The following is a 15,649-nucleotide window of genomic DNA, read 5'->3' as shown; positions in this document are numbered from 1 at the left end:
GGCTCCGCCTATTGCGCGCCCAACTCTACCGTGACGTAAGTGTCGACTTCAGGTTGCTGCGCCGGAACGTCGACGTTCATCTCAACGCGGCGACGATTTCGCGGGTGTTGTGCTCCTCCATCTGCAGATAGGTCGCACCGTCCGAGCCGGACGGTCCAAGGGTGTCGCCGTAGAGCGAGTCCTCGCCGGCCACCACCCGGACGCCGGCCTCTGACGCGATGGTCCGCGCGGTCCGCGGCGGGAGCGAGGACTCGGAGAACACGGCCTTGGTGCCCGTCGCCCGGATGCGGTCCACGAGGTTGCGGATGTTGCTGCCGGAGAGCTCCGCGGCGGTGTCGAAGCTCGGGATGATCGAACCGACGAAGGTCAACCCGTACCGGGCGAGGTAGTAGCCGAAGGCGTCGTGGTTGGTGACCAGCTTGCGGTTGGCGGGCGGGATCGTCGCGATCTGCCGGCGGATGTCGGCGTCCAGGGCGTCGAGTCGTGCGTCGTAGGCGACGCGGTTGGCGTGGAAGTAGCCGGCGCTCGCGGGATCGGCCTGCGCGAGCCCGCGCTCGATGTCCGCCGCCATGATCTTGACGTTGAGCGGGTTGTGCCAGATGTGCGGATCGCCGCCCTTCTCCTCGTCGCCGGTGCCCGACCGGATCGCGACGCCGCGGCTCGCGTCGACCCGGACGCCGTCGAAGCCGGCTGCGCCGACCGTGTCGTCGAGCCAGCTCTCCAGGCCGACGCCGTTCTCGACGAGCACCTTGGCATCGCCGATCGCGTCGAGGTCGGCCGGGGTGGGTTCGTAGTCGTGCGGGTCCACGTTGGGTCGCAGGATCTGGGTGACGCTGACCCGATCGCCGCCGACGGCGCGGGTGAAGTCGGCGACCTGGCTCGTCGTCGCGACGACCGGAAGCCGGCCGTCGGCGGCCGACGCCGCGCCGCCGGAGCCGCAGCCGGCGAGGACGGCGACGAGCAGGGCGATTCCGGCGAAGGCGGCCGGCAGGCGGACAGGGGGCGGGCGGCGGAGGCGAGGGGAGGGGGGCACGGAGTCCTCTTCGACGGGTCCAGGCAGGCGGGCGGGCGGCGCGGCGGCGCAGGAGGGGTTGACGCCGCCGCACCCTGATGAAAACGATTCCCGAAACGCATGTCAATAACGGGTTGTGGTCGCCGTGCCCGACCAGTACCGCGAAGTCGCCGTCGCGCACTCCGTCCACCTGCGGGTTCATTCCGCTGTGGAGGTCCCGGCGGGTGCTTGGGTTCTCGGGTCAGCCCGCGATCGCGGGCTCCTGCTGGGTGAGGCAGTGCACCCCGCCACCGTGCGCGAAGATCACGCGTGCGTCGACCGGCTCGACGTGCCGCGCCGGGTGCAACCGGCCGATCAGGTCGAGCGCCTCGGCGTCCCGAGGATCGTCGAAGACGCCGACGACGACCACGCCGTTGCCGATGTAGTGGTTCAGGTAGGAGTAGCCGGCCGGACCGCCGTCGACCTCAAGCACCGTCGGCGCCTGGATCTCGACCACCGTCAGCTGTCGACCGGCGGCGTCCCGGCTGCCCCGCAGCAGCGCGGCGAGTTCCCGGGTCATCGCATGATCGGGGTGGGCCGGGTCGGGCTGGCTGTGGACCGCGACGACGCCGGGGCGGACGAACGCCGCGACGACGTCGACGTGACCACGGGTGCCGAACCGGTCGTAGTCCCGGGCCACCCCCCGCGGCAGCCAGATGGCCCGGGACGTGCCGAGCTGGGCGTGTACCTCCGCCTCGACCCGGGCCCGGTCCCAGCCCGGATTGCGCAGCGGGTCGAGCTGCACCGTCTCGGTGAGCAGGACCGTGCCGGCGCCGTCGACGGCGATCCCGCCGCCCTCGTTCGTCAGGGACGAGTGCCGCACCGCCGCGCCGGCTCGGCCGGCGATCAGGGCGGCCAGCGACCGGTCCACCGCCCAGCTCGCCCACTCCTGGGCGCCCCAGCCGTTGAACACCCAGTCGACGGCGCCGAGACGGCGACCGTCCTCGATGGTGAAGGTCGGGCCGGTGTCGCGGATCCACGCATCGTCCAGTGGCTGTTCGAGCACGGTCACCGCCGGCGGCACCAGCCGCGCGGCGGCCGCGCCCTGGCCCGGACCGGCGAGCAGGACGACGGGTTCGTGGCGGCTGACCGCGGTGGCCACCCGGGCCCAGGCCGTCCGCGCGGCGGCGAGGCTCGCGGAACCCTCCGGGCCGAACGTGTCGTTCGGCGGCGGGAACGCCATCCAGGTCCGACGGTGCGGCTCCCATTCCGCCGGCATCCGCCGCGCGCTCGGACAGGCCGTGTCGGTCGGGTGTCCCGGGTGTCCCGGGTCGGCCGGGTCGGCCGGGTCGGCTGGGTCGGGGCGGGCGACGGGCACGGCGGCATCATCGCAGGGCTCGACGGCGCCGATCGCCGCGGCGCGCGCCCGCAGTGACGGCCCGCAGTGACGGCAACCCGCAGTGACGGCAAACAGCATGAGACCATCGCGGGCATGCTGACGGTCACCAGCCTCGGCGTGCCCGCGTCACCGGCGCGCACGCAGCCAGCTTCGCGGCCGCCGCTGCGGATCGCGGCCGTGCAGCACCGCTGGCATCCGGACCCGGCCGAGCACGCCTCGGCGCTGCGGGCCGGCGCGGTCACCGCGGCCGAGCTGGGCGCGCGCCTCGTCTGCTTCCAGGAACTGACCCTGTCGCGCTATTTCGCCGATCAGCCGCCGTCCTCACCGCCGGCCGGCGGTGAGGCAGCAGGTGGGGCGACCGGTGGCCGGCCGGCCGCGCTGGCGGAGAGCGTCGAGGACGGCCCGACGCGCCGGTTCGCCACCACCCTCGCCGCCGAACTGGGCCTCACCGTGCACATGTCGTTGTACGAACGGGCGGACGACGGCGACGCCCTCGGGTTCGACGACGGCCTCGGGTACAACACCGCCATCGTCGTCGGCCCCGACGGCAGGCTCCTCGCCCGAACCCGCAAGATGCACATACCGGTCACCGCCGGCTACCACGAGGACCGGTACTTCCGCCCCGGGCCGGCCGGTCCGGACAGCTTCCCCGTCGTCGAGCTGGACCAGGGCCGGTTCGGCTTCCCCACCTGCTGGGACCAGTGGTTCCCGGAGCTTGCCCGGGCCTACGGCCTGGCCGGTGCGGAGGTCCTCGTCTACCCGACGGCGATCGGCTCCGAGCCGGACCATCCCGGTTTCGACACCGAGCCGCTGTGGCGGAGCGTGATCGTCGGGAGCGGGATAGCGAACGGGACGTTCATGGTCGCGGTGAACCGGATCGGCAGCGAGGGCGCGCTGACGTTCTACGGCAGCTCGTTCATCAGCGACCCGTACGGCCGGGTGCTGGTCCGCGCGCCGCGTGACGTCCCGGCGGTGCTGGTCGCGGACCTCGATCTCGACCAGCGCCAGGACTGGCTCACGCTGTTCCCGTTCCTGACCACCCGCCGGCCCGACGCCTACGCGTCGCTGAGCGAACCCCGCCGTCCCTGAGCGGTGGCGGCGGCGCCGTCAGGAGTCGTCCCCGGCCAGCGCGGCCAGGGCGCGGGCGTAGCGGGCCGCGCAGTACGGCGCGGGATGTACGTAGTCGGCGATGCAGAGCCGGCCGTCCAGCCGGGCGTTGAACCTCATGTCGGGATGAATCGCCAGGGCCGCCCGGTCCGAGTAGCGCACCGCGTCGCCGAAGTCGCCGGCCAGCTTCCGGTACATCTCGTTGAGATGGGGGTTGCCGAGCATCGCCCCGCCGCGCGCGGAGGCCGGCGAGGTCCAGTCCTGCTGCCGGCGGGAGTCGTTCAGCGCGGACGGTATGGCCGCGGCCAGCACGATCCTGCGCACCCCGTGTCGCAGGTACCAGCGGATCTGCCCGGTGAGCTCGGCCCGGTAGTCGGCGACGAGCCGGGTGCCGACCAGTTCGCGCGGGTTGTTGCCGTTCCAGTTCAGCACCACCGTGCGGGGCCGGCCGGCCAATGCCAGGTCGGCCGCCAGCATCGGCGAGGACGTGCCGGCGTAGACGTCGGGGTTGAGCCCCGGGTAGCCGATCAGCCGGACCGGGCCGGTGCTCGTCGCCTGCGCCGCGACGGCGACCACCGAGTCGCCGATGACCAGCGCCGGGGCGCCGGGGCCAGACCCGCCGCGCGGCCGGGTGGCGATCGCCGCTGCCAACAGGACGGCCACCACCAGCACGGTCAGTAGCGAACCGGCGCGGCCACCGGGCGGCTCCGGCCGCTTCGCGCCACGCCCCGGATCCCGCCAGACCGGTGGTTGCCGGTTTCGGGGTAGATCCGCGCGGCCAACCGGCGCGGAAACCAGCGCGGAAAACATTCCGGCCACGCGTGCGGAATACGTCCCGAATAAAAGCCGAGCACGGTTGGGTGCGCAATCCGTGCGCCCCCCGCCGCCCCGGCCGCCGTTGCCACCGAGCGGATGCACATAATACGGATACCCGACGCGACCGAGGTAAACCGTGTCAGTGACCGGAATGGACGCGGGCCGCGTTCAGGGCGGCGATGGTCGGGACGAGATCGCCGATGGTGGTGAAGTCGGCGGCGATGAACGTCGGTCGCCTGCCGGCCTGCTCGCAGCGGCGCACATGGGCGAGCAACGACGGTGTCCGGTTCACCGAGTCGGCGTAGGTCCGGCCCGGATCGTCACCTTCCACCCAGTGATTGACCATCAGCATCGACGCGTCCGCTGGCCCACGGCGCACCTGGCAGGTGAACGCGTTCGCCGACGGAACGTCGAACGGGGTGTCGGCCGCGTACCGGAACAGCCGCCGGTACCAGCTGCCCGGAACGTCCGCGTTCTCCGCGAAGACGACCAGCCGCCGGTCGGTCGCGACCAGATGGCCGAGCGTCGGCCACCGGCCGTGCGGGTCCGCGGGCGGGGTCACGAGATACCGCGCCAGCCCGGAGCGGCGGAACGCCGCCATGACCTCGTCGGGCGGCGCCGAGTCCTGCAGCACGAGCGTGACCACCTCGGACGGGTTGCGCTCCAGCCAGTCGCCGATGGACCGCAGCGCCACGTCGACGTTCACCGAGCCGAACTGGCACACGCTGTGACACAGCCACAGTCCTGGGCGGGCCGACTGCGCGCCGCGGGCCAGCGGCGCCAGTGCCTCCCGTTCCTGCGGCCGCAGACCGGCCAGGAACGTCTCCACCTGCGTCGGGGTGGTCCAGTGATGCACGTCGAGGAGCAGCGCGCGCACGCCCGTGTCGAGCTGGCCGACGAGATCCGGGTCCTGCGTCGCACCGACGAAATTGGTCGCGCTGGACGACATGGCGTTGTGGCTGGCCGCGTACGCGGCCTGGTCGTAGCGCAGCGTGCACAGGACGCGGCTTCCGTTGCAGTTCGTCGCCTCGCCCCCGCGGAACCGGGCCGGTGCCGCCAGCCACGAACCGCCGACCAGCACCGCCGCGGACGCCACGAGAGCCGCCACCCGGCGCCGGGCGAGCAGCCGGGGTCGGTAGCGGGCCAGCAGGCCCGCGGCGACCGCGACACAGCCCGCGAGCAGCACCGCGACGGCCAGCTGGCCTGACCTCCCCTGAACCCGGCTGATCATGCTGCTCTGCAGGTCGTGCAGCAGTTCCCCGACCCGAGGCGGCAGCGTGGGGTTCGCACCGATGACAGCCGCGGTCGGGTCGCCCACCAGCGTGGGCAGGAGCAGGCCGAGCCCGAGCGCCACGCCGCCACCGGCCAGCATCCCGCTGCCCGCGAGCAGGACCGCGTCGGCCCATCGCCGGCCGGCCCGGCGCGCCGCGAGCAGTACCCCTGCCACCGCGAGGATCGCCGGCAGCACGCACAACGCGAGCGTGCCGGCGCGGCCCAGTCGGTGCAGCGTCCGCAGGACCCCGGTGCCGGCCGACGGGTGCGCGCGGGCCAGCGGCGTGCCCAGGTCGAGCTGGTCACCGGCGAGGCGCCGACGCAGGTCGGTGAGGGCCGCCTCGTCCCCCCGGAACAGCAGCGGTCCCACCGCCGCGAGCGCGGCGGACACCCGACCCTGGCGCAGCAGGCCCGCGATCTCGCCGCGCATCCGCACCCGGTCCGCCGGCGGCAGTCTGCTCACCAGGACGGAGGTGATCCGATCGGCCTGCCGGCCGGTGAGGTCGAAGGTCGGGATGCCGGCCGGGCGGCGTCCCTGCGCCATCTGGTCGAGGCCGGCGACCAGCACCTGGGTGACGGCCGCGACGTCATGGGCCTGGAAGGTCGGTGTGCCCGACACCTGTCCGGCCAGGTAGATGGTCGCGAGCTTCGCGATCGCCGCGAACACCGGCCGCAGGTCGACGCTGAGCGCGAGGGTCGGGCAGGTGCCGCCCAGATAGTCCGCTATCTGGGCGCTGAGGGTGTTCACGGTTCCGCGGACGGCGGAGGCCGGCGCGACGATCCGCAGGTTGTCGACGACGACGTCGGACGGGACGGGCAACCCCGCGAGCAGGTCGCGGGTCACCCCCGCGACCGCCGGATCAGCGAGGACCTGGTCGTACAGCCGGTCGTAGACGTCCGCGTCCTCGACGGCCTGCCGGTAGTAGCCGGCCCGTTGCACCGTGAGGTTCGTCGTCAGGGCGCCGACCGCCACCGGCCAGCACAGCAACGCGCTGCACAGCGCGACGATGATCCATATCCGTCCACGCCGCCGCCCACTCGGCCGCGCTGCGGCAGGGGTGGCGCCAGCGGCAGGGGCAGGGCCGGTCGGCGTGGTCCGGGCCGGGTCGGTGGCGGAGGTGGTCGGGGCAGGGCAGGTCGGGGCAGGGCAGGCCGGGGCAGCGGCTTCGGCGGGGACGTCGAGTCGGCGCACCGTTGCGGCATGCCCCGGCCGGTTCGCCGCGACGCCCCCGAACTGCCGAGGTCACCCGCCGCGCCTACCCCGCACTACACCCCCTATTAACGTTGAAATATTGACATAAGTATCAGGTGTCGGCGTGAACCGAGGCGATGCTCACGCCGGCCGGCAGCTGCCCGTCACTCCGGGTCGTACGCCAGGTTCGGGCGCAGCCAGCGCTCGATCTCCGCGATGTCGAGGCCACGCCGGCGGGCGTAGTCCTCGACCTGGTCGCGGCCGATGCGTCCAACGGTGAAGTAGGTCGACGCCGGGTTCGCGAAGATCAGACCGCTGACGGCCGACGCCGGGGTCATCGCGAACGACTCGGTCAGCGCGAGGCCGGCGGAGCCGGCGTCGAGCAGGTCGAACAGCGCCTGCTTCTCACTGTGATCCGGGCTGGCGGGGTAGCCGAACGCGGGTCGGATGCCGCGGAAGCGCTCCGCGTGCAGATCCGCGAGGGCCGGCTCGGCCCCCGGCTCGAACCAGTCCCGGCGGGCGGCGAGGTGGACGTACTCGGCGAACGCCTCCGCGAGCCGGTCCGCCAGCGCCTTCACCATGATCGCCCGGTAGTCGTCCTGCTGGCTCTCGAACTCGGCCGCGAGCGCGCTCGCGCCCTGGATGCCCACTGCGAAGGCGCCGAGGTGGTCACCGGCGGGTGCCACATAGTCGGCGAGGCTGCGGTTCGGCCGGCCGGCCGGCTTCACCGTCTGCTGGCGCAGCATCGGCAGCCGCAGCCGCCCGTCGACGGCACCGTCGATCGCCCGGCCCTGCCCGGCGCCGTCCAGCTCGATCACGATGTCGTCGCCGTCGCTGACGGCCGGCCAGAAGCCGTAGACACCCTTCGCCTGCAGGCTGCCGTCCTTGATGATCTGGTCGAGCAGCGCGTTGCCCTCGTCGAACAGCTCGCGGGCGACCGGCTGGTCGAGGATCGCCGGGTACTTGCCCTTCAGCTCCCAGGCCAGGAAGAAGAACTGCCAGTCGATCATGTCGCGTAGCGCGGTCAGGTCCGGCGTGACCGTCCGCAGCCCGGTGAACGCCGGGGTGGGCAGGTCGGAGAAGTCGACCTGCTCCCGGTTCGCCCGCGCGTCGGCGAGGCTCAGCATCGGCTGCGAGCGGCGGTTCTCGTGCGCCTCGCGCAGCCGCTCCTGCTCCACCCGGTTCGCCGTGTCGAGCTCCGCGGCGCGGCCCGGGTCGAGCAGATCGGAGACGACCCCGACGACCCGGGAGGCGTCCAGCACGTGGACGGTGGTCGACGCATAGGCGGGGGCGATGCGCACCGCCGTGTGCTGGCGCGAGGTGGTGGCACCGCCGATGAGCAGCGGTAGGTGCAGCCCGCGCCGCTGCATCTCGGCGGCGACCGCGACCATTTCGTCCAGCGACGGCGTGATCAGGCCGGACAGACCGATCGCGTCGGCGCCCTCGGCGATCGCCGTGTCCAGGATGACCTTCGCCGGCACCATCACGCCGAGGTCGATCACCTCGTAGTTGTTGCAGCCCAGCACCACGCCGACGATGTTCTTGCCGATGTCGTGGACGTCGCCCTTGACGGTGGCGAGCACGACCTTGCCGTTGCCCTGCCGCTCGCCCGCGCCCTCGTCCTCCGGCTCGGCGACGCCGCCCGCCTCCTCGATCACCCGGGCCCGCTCGGCCCGGTCGGCGGCGAGCTGAGCCTTCTCCGCCTCCATGTACGGCTCCAGGTAGGCGACGGAGCGCTTCATCACCCGCGCGCTCTTCACCACCTGCGGCAGGAACATCTTCCCCGAGCCGAACAGGTCGCCGACGATCTTCATGCCGTCCATCAGCGGGCCCTCGATCACGTCGAGGGGGCGCGCGGCGCTCGCCCGGGCCTCCTCCGTGTCGGCCTCGATGAAGTCGACGATGCCGTGCACCAGCGCGTGGGACAGGCGCGCCGCGACCGGCGCCTCCCGCCAGGACAGGTCGACGACCCGCTGGGTGCCCTTGCCGCCGCTGACGGTCTCGGCGAACGAGACGAGCCGGTCGGTGGCGTCCTCGCGCCGGTCGAACAGCACGTCCTCGACGAGTTCGAGCAGGTCGGCGGGGATGTCCGCGTAGACGGCGAGCTGCCCGGCGTTGACGATGCCCATGTCCAGCCCGGCGCGCACCGCGTGCAGCAGGAACGCCGAGTGCATCGCCTCGCGGACGACGTCGTTGCCGCGGAACGAGAACGACAGGTTCGAGATGCCGCCGCTGATCCGCACCCCCGGGCAGCGTTCCTTGATCAGGGGCAGCGCCTTGATGAACGCCTTCGCGTAGCCGTTGTGCTCGGCGATGCCGGTGGCCACGGCGAGCACGTTCGGGTCGAAGACGATGTCCTCGGCGGGGAAGCCGATCTGGGTGAGCAGGTCGTACGCGCGGCCGCAGATCGCCACCTTGCGCTCGGTGGTGTCCGCCTGGCCCTGCTCGTCGAAGGCCATGACGACGGCGCCGGCGCCGAAGTCGCGGATCTGCCGGGCGTGCTCGAGGAAGACCTCCTCGCCCTCCTTGAGGCTGATCGAGTTGACCACGCCCTTGCCCTGGACGCAGCGCAGCCCCGCCTCCAGCACGCTCCAGCGCGAGCTGTCGATCATGATCGGCAGCCGGGCCGCCTCCGGCTCGGTGGCCAGCAGGTTCAGGAACGTCGTCATCGCCCGCTCGCTGTCGAGCAGGTCGGCGTCCATGTTGACGTCGATCAGGTTCGCCCCGCCGCGCACCTGCTCGAGGGCGACGTCGACGGCGGCCTGGTAGTTGTCGGCCTCGACGAGCCGGCGGAACCGCGCCGAGCCGGTCACGTTCGTCCGCTCGCCGATCATGACGAAGCCGGTGTCCGGGCCGATCTCGAAGGTCTCCAGGCCGCTGAACCGCGTCCGCGGCTCGGGGGCGGGGACCGGCCGGGGCGGACGCCCGTCGACGGCGGCGGCGATCCGGGCGATGTGCGCCGGCGTCGTCCCGCAGCAGCCACCGACGATGTTGACCATCCCGGCGGCGGCGAACTCGCCGATGAGACGGCCGGCCTCCTCGGGGGTCTGGTCGTAGCCGCCGAAGGCGTTGGGCAGCCCGGCGTTCGGGTGGCAGGCGGTGTAGGTGTTCGCGATGCGGGACAGCGCCTCGACGTGCGGGCGCATCTCCTCCGCGCCCAGCGAGCAGTTCACGCCGACGACCAGCGGTTCCGCGTGCGCGATGGAGGTCCAGAACGCCTCGACGGTCTGCCCCGACAGCGTCCGCCCGGACAGGTCGACGATCGTCACCGAGATCCACAACGGCAGCTGCGGCGCGACATCACGCGCCGCCGCGATCGCGGCCTTCGCGTTCAGCGTATCGAAGATCGTCTCGACGAGCAGCAGGTCGACGCCGCCCTCGACGAGCGCGCTGATCTGCTCGGCGTACGCGGCGCGGACCTCCTCGAAGGTCACCGCGCGGTACGCCGGGTCCTCGACCCGCGGGGACAGCGACAGCGTCACGTTCAGCGGGCCGACGGAACCGGCGACGAACCGGCCGCCGGCCTCGTCCGCCGCCTGCCGGGCGAGCTGGGCGCCGCGGATGTTCATCTCCCGCACCAGGGACTCCAGCCCGTAGTCGGACTGGCCGATGCTGGTCGCGGTGAACGTGTTCGTGGTGGTGATGTCGGCGCCCGCGGCCAGGTACTGCCGGTGCACGTCGAGAATGACGTCCGGCCGGGTGAGGTTGAGCAGGTCCGGGTCGCCGGCGACGTCCTTGGGATGGTCACGCAGCGAGTCGAGCTGGTAGTCCGCCGGGGTCAGCCCGGCGTTCTGCAGCATCGTGCCCCAGGCACCGTCCAGGACGACCACCCGCTGGCCGAGCAGCTCCCGCAGGGCCGCAGCGCTGTCGCGAGGCGTGGCGCTCTCGTTGGCGGCGGCGCCGTCGCGGGTCGCCTCGGACGCCGACGCGTCGCGGACGGAAGTGGAACTGGCCATGTGACACCTCCCTGTCGTGGGAGGCGCCCTTTCACGGTGATACGGGCCGAGCGTGGCGGATCTGGGCCCGTTGCGAGCTCAGTCCGTTGCAGCGCCTCTCGACCTGAGCGTAACGATACCGTGCCCGAGTGATCCCTTCCGGTCAGCCGGGCACTGTGCCAGGCTCCCTCGATGAGGCACATTTCTCACCGGCCACGCCTTGCCGCACCGCCGTCCGCATCCCGGCCGCGCCCCTGAAGAACGCGAACTGGAGAACGACGTGGTCACGTGGTTGGGAAAGCAGTGACTGCCGCGGGAGCCGGGTACTCCGGAACCCCGTTGGCACGCAAGCTCGGCATCAGGCCGGGCCATCGGCTGGTCCTGGCCGCCGCGCCTCCCGGATGGGGGATCCCGGGCCTGCCCGAGGACGTCGACGCGGAGAACGTCAGTGGCCCGCTCGCCGCGGGCCTGACCAAGGGGCTGGGGGCGGTCGACGTCGCGGTGGCGTTCTGCCGGGTGCCCGCGGACGTCGATGCCGCCGTCGACATGTTCGCCGAGGCGATTCGGCCGGCGGGCGGGCTGTGGCTGGCCTGGCCGCGCCGCGCCGCCGGCCACCGCAGCGACGTCGACGAGAATCTGCTGCGCGAGGTCGCTCTCCCGCGCGGCCTGGTCGACAACAAGGTCGCCGCCGTCGACGAGAACTGGTCCGGCCTGCGCGTCGTCTGGCGCCGCGAACACCGCTGACCCCGGCAGCCGGGTCCGCCCGGGGCTCAGGCCGCCCGCACGCCGGCGAGGTGGGTGGCGGTGTTGAACTCGGCCAGCGCGAGGCGGCCGCCGGTGCGGGTGAAACGGGTGATCCCCGCGTTGCGGATGCCGCCGGCGGCGCTGATCCGGGCCAGGTCGTCGTACGACAGTTCCTCGATGATCTGGCGCAGCACCACCACCACCGCATCGTGCGCGACGACGAGGACCCGCTTGTCGGGATACGCGGCATGGAGATCCGCCAGCAGCGACCCGAGGCGCTCGGCGATGTCGGGGAAGTTCTCGCCGCCCGGCGGCCGGTACAGCCACGTCCCCTCGGCCCGCCACCGCGCCGCCTCGGCCGGGAACCCGGCGTCGATCGCAAGCCGGGTCATCAGCTCGAACTCGCCCATCAGCCGGTCGACGAGCCGGTCGTCGAATGTCGGCGTCGGCATGGTCAGCCCGGCGCCTGCGGCTGCCTCGGCGGCGATCTCGTAGGTCCGCTGGGCCCGTAGGTACGGCGAGCACACCACCATCTGCGGCGGCGGCGCGATCGGCGAGTCGGCGGCGAGCGCTCGGCCGAGCGCCGCGGCCTGCGCGCGGCCGAGGGGGGTCAGTTGCACCTCGGCGTCCCGGCAGGTCAGGCCCGAGTCGAGCCGGCCCGCAGCCCGGGCCGCGGGGAAGGCGACGTTCGCCTCGCTCTGTCCGTGCCGCACCGCCATCAGTTCCGCGATCAGGACGTTCACCCCCGAGACGACTCCGGTCGGACCTCTCGTGCCGACGATCCCACGGCGACGCCACGAACCAACGATCCTTCGCGGCGGAGTGAGAAGGATCCGACCTCACCGACGCCCGCCTGGGAGCGGCGCGTGCGTGGGAACGAGGCTTCCTGTCTCGTCCACAGGCCCGCGCGCCCGATTTATCCCTGTGGAAAAGGCAGCGAACCGCTCAGCCGTGCATCCCGGCGCGGCCAGCGGCCGGCGGGGTCGCCACCGCGGTGAGCGTTTCGAGGTGACGGCGCATCCGGTGGCGGGCCAGGCCGCGATCGCCGTCGATCACGGCTTCGAGGATCCCCCGATGGGCCGCCCGGTCGGCCGCGCGGTGCTGCGGGGGACCGTCGAGGCGAACCGGCGCCGCCGCCACGGCGCCGGCTGGCGGCTGGCGGCCCGAGTAGCCGTCCGCGCGGGCGTGGGCTCTGGCGAGATGGCGCGGCCAGACCGCCGTCAGCACCCGGACGAACGAGGCCAGCGCCTCGTTGCCGGTCAGTCGCGCCAGTTCGAGGTGCAGCCGATGGCCGGGCGCCCCGCCGTTGTCGAACTCGTCGCCGCGATCGAACCCGCCGTCCTCGTGAGGGTTGTCGTCGCCCGACGGGTCGTCGAAGCTGTCGTCGCGGCCGGTGCTCTCGATGGCGAGCAGAGCGGTCAGCCGTTCGAGCAGTTCCGGGTCGCGCCGCTCCACCAGGATGTCGATGCAGCTCAGCTCCAGCGCGTTCCGCACGATCCGCAGGTCTTCCACACCCGCCTGGGTGTATTCCAGATAGAGGGCGGTGGCCTCGATCGTCGCGGACGGGTCCGGCTCGCCGACGACCAGGCCGCCGCCGGGCCCCCGGCGCATCTGCGCCACCGAGTGGTATTCGAGCAGCCGGACGGCCTCGCGCAGCACCGAGCGACTGACTCCGTAGCGGGCCAGCAGATCGCTTTCCGAACCGATGACCGCGCCGGCGGGCAGGCCGGCCTGCGTCACGTCCTCGTGGATGCGACCGGCGACGGTTTCGGCCAGCTTGCTGGGCGCGACGGTGCCGTCCGCGGTGGACGTCAGGCCGGGTGCGGTGGAGCGAAGCCGCCGCACGACGCCGCCGGTCGAGGGCGAGGTGATCCACTCGTGCATGACGTTGAGGTGCTCCGTCGCCAGGTGCTCGGCGCGGGCCGCGTCACCGCCGATCACCGCCTCCGCGATGGCCACGTGGTCGCGGTGCACCCGTTCGGACCGCTCGGCGAGCAGCGACGGCGCGATGGAGCGGCGGGCGGCCGAGTACTCCCGTGCGCTGTAGCGCAGCGTCAGCGCGTTGAGGACATCGAGGAACAGGACGACCACCGGGTTGCCGGTCGTCGCCGCGATCGCGTGGTGCAGCTGGTGGTGGAGGCTGAGCTCGCTCGGGTCCTCCGTCGCCTGGCGGTTGAGGATGCCGCGCAGGATCCCGATGCCGTCCTCGGTGATGCGGCTCGGGGCGAGGGTGGCGGCCAGCGATTCCACGATGTGCCGGGCGTGCAGGATCGACTCGATCGTGACGCCGACATGCTCCAGGTAGACGCCGACCGCGGTGGCGACCGCGGCCTCGTCCGGCGCGCGGACGACGAGCCCGCCGGCCGGGCCGCGACGGGTGATCGCGACCTGGTGGTGCTCGACGATCCGGACGGCCTCCCGGAAAACGGCGCGGCTGACCCCGTACCGCTCGATCAGCGCCAGCTCGGAGCCGATCACGGTCCCGACCGGCCAGCCGGCGTCGATGATGTCCTCCTCGATGCGCCGGGCGACCTGCGCGGCAAGCTTCTCCCCAGGAGCACCTTCTTTATTCATGACACTCATTGACTGTAGCGGTATGAGCCTCGCGACCCGGTCGGCGGACGGCATCGATGTCTGAAACCTCCCCCGGTACGCGGTCTCGCGTGATGTCCCGCGGCGTGGACCCGATGTGCACGCCACCCTGCGTACCCGCAGGATGGACCGGACATATCGCCCAGACATCCAAATTGCGGGATTGGCCTCTCCAGGATATTCGCTGGGAAGCGGCCGCGGGAGCGCTGGCGGAAACCGCCTGATCGCCCGTTCGGGGGAGCCTGATCGCGGCCGTTGCGGACCACCTGTCCACCGGTCCAGTCATGGTCGACCCTCGGTCGAGGCGGTAGCGAGTTCGCTCCGGAAGGCGATGATCTGACACTCTATTCTGGATCGCGGCTCACTGCGACCGGGACGGAGGAGCGCAGGAGCCGCCTCGGCCGCCGGTGGTTCAGGGGCGGTGCGCGGGCGCGGCCGGGTAGCGTGTCGCGAGTGATTCGGCACGGTGAGCGTTGGGCAAGAATCCATCGTCCCTACCGGCTCGCCCCGCCCCGCCGTCGTGTAGCATGACCCTCAGTTCCTGGCAGGGCGCGCTTCAGTCCAGCCTGGGGCAACAACTGAAGATCGCACTTAACGCTTGGTCCCGTGGTGAAGTCTGGAGTTCACGCCGCCCTGTCAAGGCGGAGGTCGCGGGTTCGAATCCCGTCGGGACCGCGTTCGTATGGCCGAAGATCCATCCCGGCCACACGACCTGGGGCAGGTAGCTCAGTCGGTACGAGCGTCCGCCTGAAAAGTGGAAGGTCGGCGGTTCGACCCCGCCCCTGCCCACCCACACAAGCAGGCAAGACAGAGGCCATCGGCGGCGCCGGTGGCCTCTGTCGTCTCAGTCCTGGTCTCAGTTGCCTTGGAACACCTGCGGATACCGCGCACCTGCCAACGGCAGGTAAGATCATCCTTGGCAGACGACTAGGAGGTCAATGTCGGTCCCGTTGACCTAGCAGCGGACTGCCCGGACGAGGCAGCGCGCCACCGGCGACCAGTTGCCCGAGCGCGGCCCGGTACAGGGCGTTGTTGCGGTCGCCGTCGCACGCGGCGGCGACGTAGCCGACCTGGCGGCGGATGGCGGCGGCCAGGTAGGCGCCGCGCCGGTCGGCGGGCACCCGCGTGGCGTGGGCGGGTGCGGGTCGCGGCGTGGCTGGCCGGAGGGGCTGAAACAGCCAGGCGGGAAGTGGGGCCGGCGGAAGATCGCGGGTGAGGGCGTAGGGCCGTCCGGCGACGCTCGTGCCCGCGGCCACGACCTGGCCGCCCCACGCTCGGGTGTCGATTCAGGGGCCAAGGGTGCGGCCCGTGTTCGTCAGCCGGATGTCGGTCGGGGCGGTGTAGTAGAGGTGTCAGCCGCCGCGGCCGGTGCGGACGAGGTAGGTCGGGGGCACGGTAAGCTCCGGCGCGTTCGGCGAGGATGCGCAGAGCGTCCGTGCCGCACCGGGCGCCGGTGGACGACCATGCGCCGACCGGCGGCCGGTCGCCGGGTTTCGGGGTGTCGAGGTCGACCACGACCAGACCGATCGCGGTAGGGACCGCCCTTGCGGGCGGCCCCCCGCACAGATCCCAGCGTGCGGGACTACCGCACTGGGCTCCTG

At 72.4% G+C, this 15,649-nt stretch carries 10 protein-coding genes and 2 tRNA genes; 4 read left to right on the top strand and 8 right to left on the bottom strand.

The genetic code is table 11. The annotated features are described in order from the left end of the window. Positions 1-76: 76 nt before the first annotated feature. Together MXD60_RS24560 and MXD60_RS24555 are read right to left on the bottom strand one after the other, a co-directional pair. A complete protein-coding gene (locus MXD60_RS24560) occupies positions 77-1,033 on the bottom strand; it encodes a metal ABC transporter substrate-binding protein (RefSeq protein WP_248821717.1) in 957 nt (318 codons plus the stop codon). A gap of 220 nt (positions 1,034-1,253) precedes the next feature. Continuing rightward, a complete protein-coding gene (locus MXD60_RS24555) occupies positions 1,254-2,468 on the bottom strand; it encodes an agmatine deiminase family protein (RefSeq protein WP_248821716.1) in 1,215 nt (404 codons plus the stop codon). Between the two features lie 15 nt (positions 2,469-2,483). On the opposite strand from MXD60_RS24555, the gene MXD60_RS24550 reads away from it, so the two are divergent. Continuing rightward, entirely contained in the window at positions 2,484-3,479 is a 996-nt protein-coding gene (locus MXD60_RS24550) for a nitrilase-related carbon-nitrogen hydrolase (protein ID WP_248821715.1), read from the top strand. 18 nt (positions 3,480-3,497) lie between these two features. On the opposite strand, the gene MXD60_RS24545 is transcribed toward MXD60_RS24550, so the two are convergent. The 3 genes from MXD60_RS24545 to metH all read right to left on the bottom strand — a co-directional run bounded on the left by MXD60_RS24545 (position 3,498) and on the right by metH (position 10,733). Next, positions 3,498-4,169, bottom strand: coding sequence for a hypothetical protein (locus MXD60_RS24545; protein ID WP_248821714.1), 672 nt, complete (start codon positions 4,167-4,169; stop codon positions 3,498-3,500). A gap of 283 nt (positions 4,170-4,452) precedes the next feature. Then, a complete protein-coding gene (locus MXD60_RS24540; protein WP_248821713.1) occupies positions 4,453-6,558 on the bottom strand; it encodes a phosphoinositide-specific phospholipase C-related protein in 2,106 nt (701 codons plus the stop codon). 383 nt (positions 6,559-6,941) lie between these two features. After that, positions 6,942-10,733 carry a methionine synthase gene (gene metH / locus MXD60_RS24535; RefSeq protein WP_248821712.1) on the bottom strand — a complete coding sequence of 1,264 codons (3,792 nt, stop codon included), beginning with the start codon at positions 10,731-10,733 and terminating at the stop codon, positions 6,942-6,944. A 282-nt stretch (positions 10,734-11,015) separates the two neighbouring features. Between metH and MXD60_RS24530 the strand changes: the two genes are divergently transcribed. Continuing rightward, entirely contained in the window at positions 11,016-11,456 is a 441-nt protein-coding gene (locus MXD60_RS24530) for a DUF3052 domain-containing protein (RefSeq protein ID WP_248821711.1), read from the top strand. 26 nt (positions 11,457-11,482) lie between these two features. Here MXD60_RS24530 and MXD60_RS24525 read toward each other — a convergent pair whose 3' ends face one another. Together MXD60_RS24525 and MXD60_RS24520 are read right to left on the bottom strand one after the other, a co-directional pair. Further along, the gene (locus tag MXD60_RS24525; protein WP_248821710.1) at positions 11,483-12,199 is read right to left on the bottom strand and encodes a histidine phosphatase family protein; all 717 of its coding nucleotides are present in this window, start codon (positions 12,197-12,199) and stop codon (positions 11,483-11,485) included. 202 nt (positions 12,200-12,401) lie between these two features. Further along, positions 12,402-14,030, bottom strand: a complete 1,629-nt coding sequence (locus MXD60_RS24520) for a FadR/GntR family transcriptional regulator (RefSeq protein ID WP_248821709.1) — start codon at positions 14,028-14,030, stop codon at positions 12,402-12,404. Positions 14,031-14,648: 618 nt separating this feature from the next. On the opposite strand from MXD60_RS24520, the gene MXD60_RS24515 reads away from it, so the two are divergent. Further along, a tRNA-Asp gene (locus MXD60_RS24515) sits at positions 14,649-14,723 on the top strand. 40 nt (positions 14,724-14,763) lie between these two features. After that, a tRNA-Phe gene (locus tag MXD60_RS24510) sits at positions 14,764-14,837 on the top strand. Between the two features lie 146 nt (positions 14,838-14,983). Here MXD60_RS24510 and MXD60_RS24505 read toward each other — a convergent pair. Then, on the bottom strand, positions 14,984-15,304 hold the full coding sequence (locus MXD60_RS24505) for a hypothetical protein (protein ID WP_248821708.1): 321 nt from the start codon (positions 15,302-15,304) through the stop codon (positions 14,984-14,986). Positions 15,305-15,649: the final 345 nt, after the last annotated feature.

It is taken from the genome of Frankia sp. AgB32 (assembly GCF_023243045.1).
Lineage (GTDB): Bacteria > Actinomycetota > Actinomycetes > Frankiales > Frankiaceae > Frankia.
Note: the sequence above shows the minus strand (reverse complement) of the source record. Positions and strands in the feature narration are given on the sequence as shown.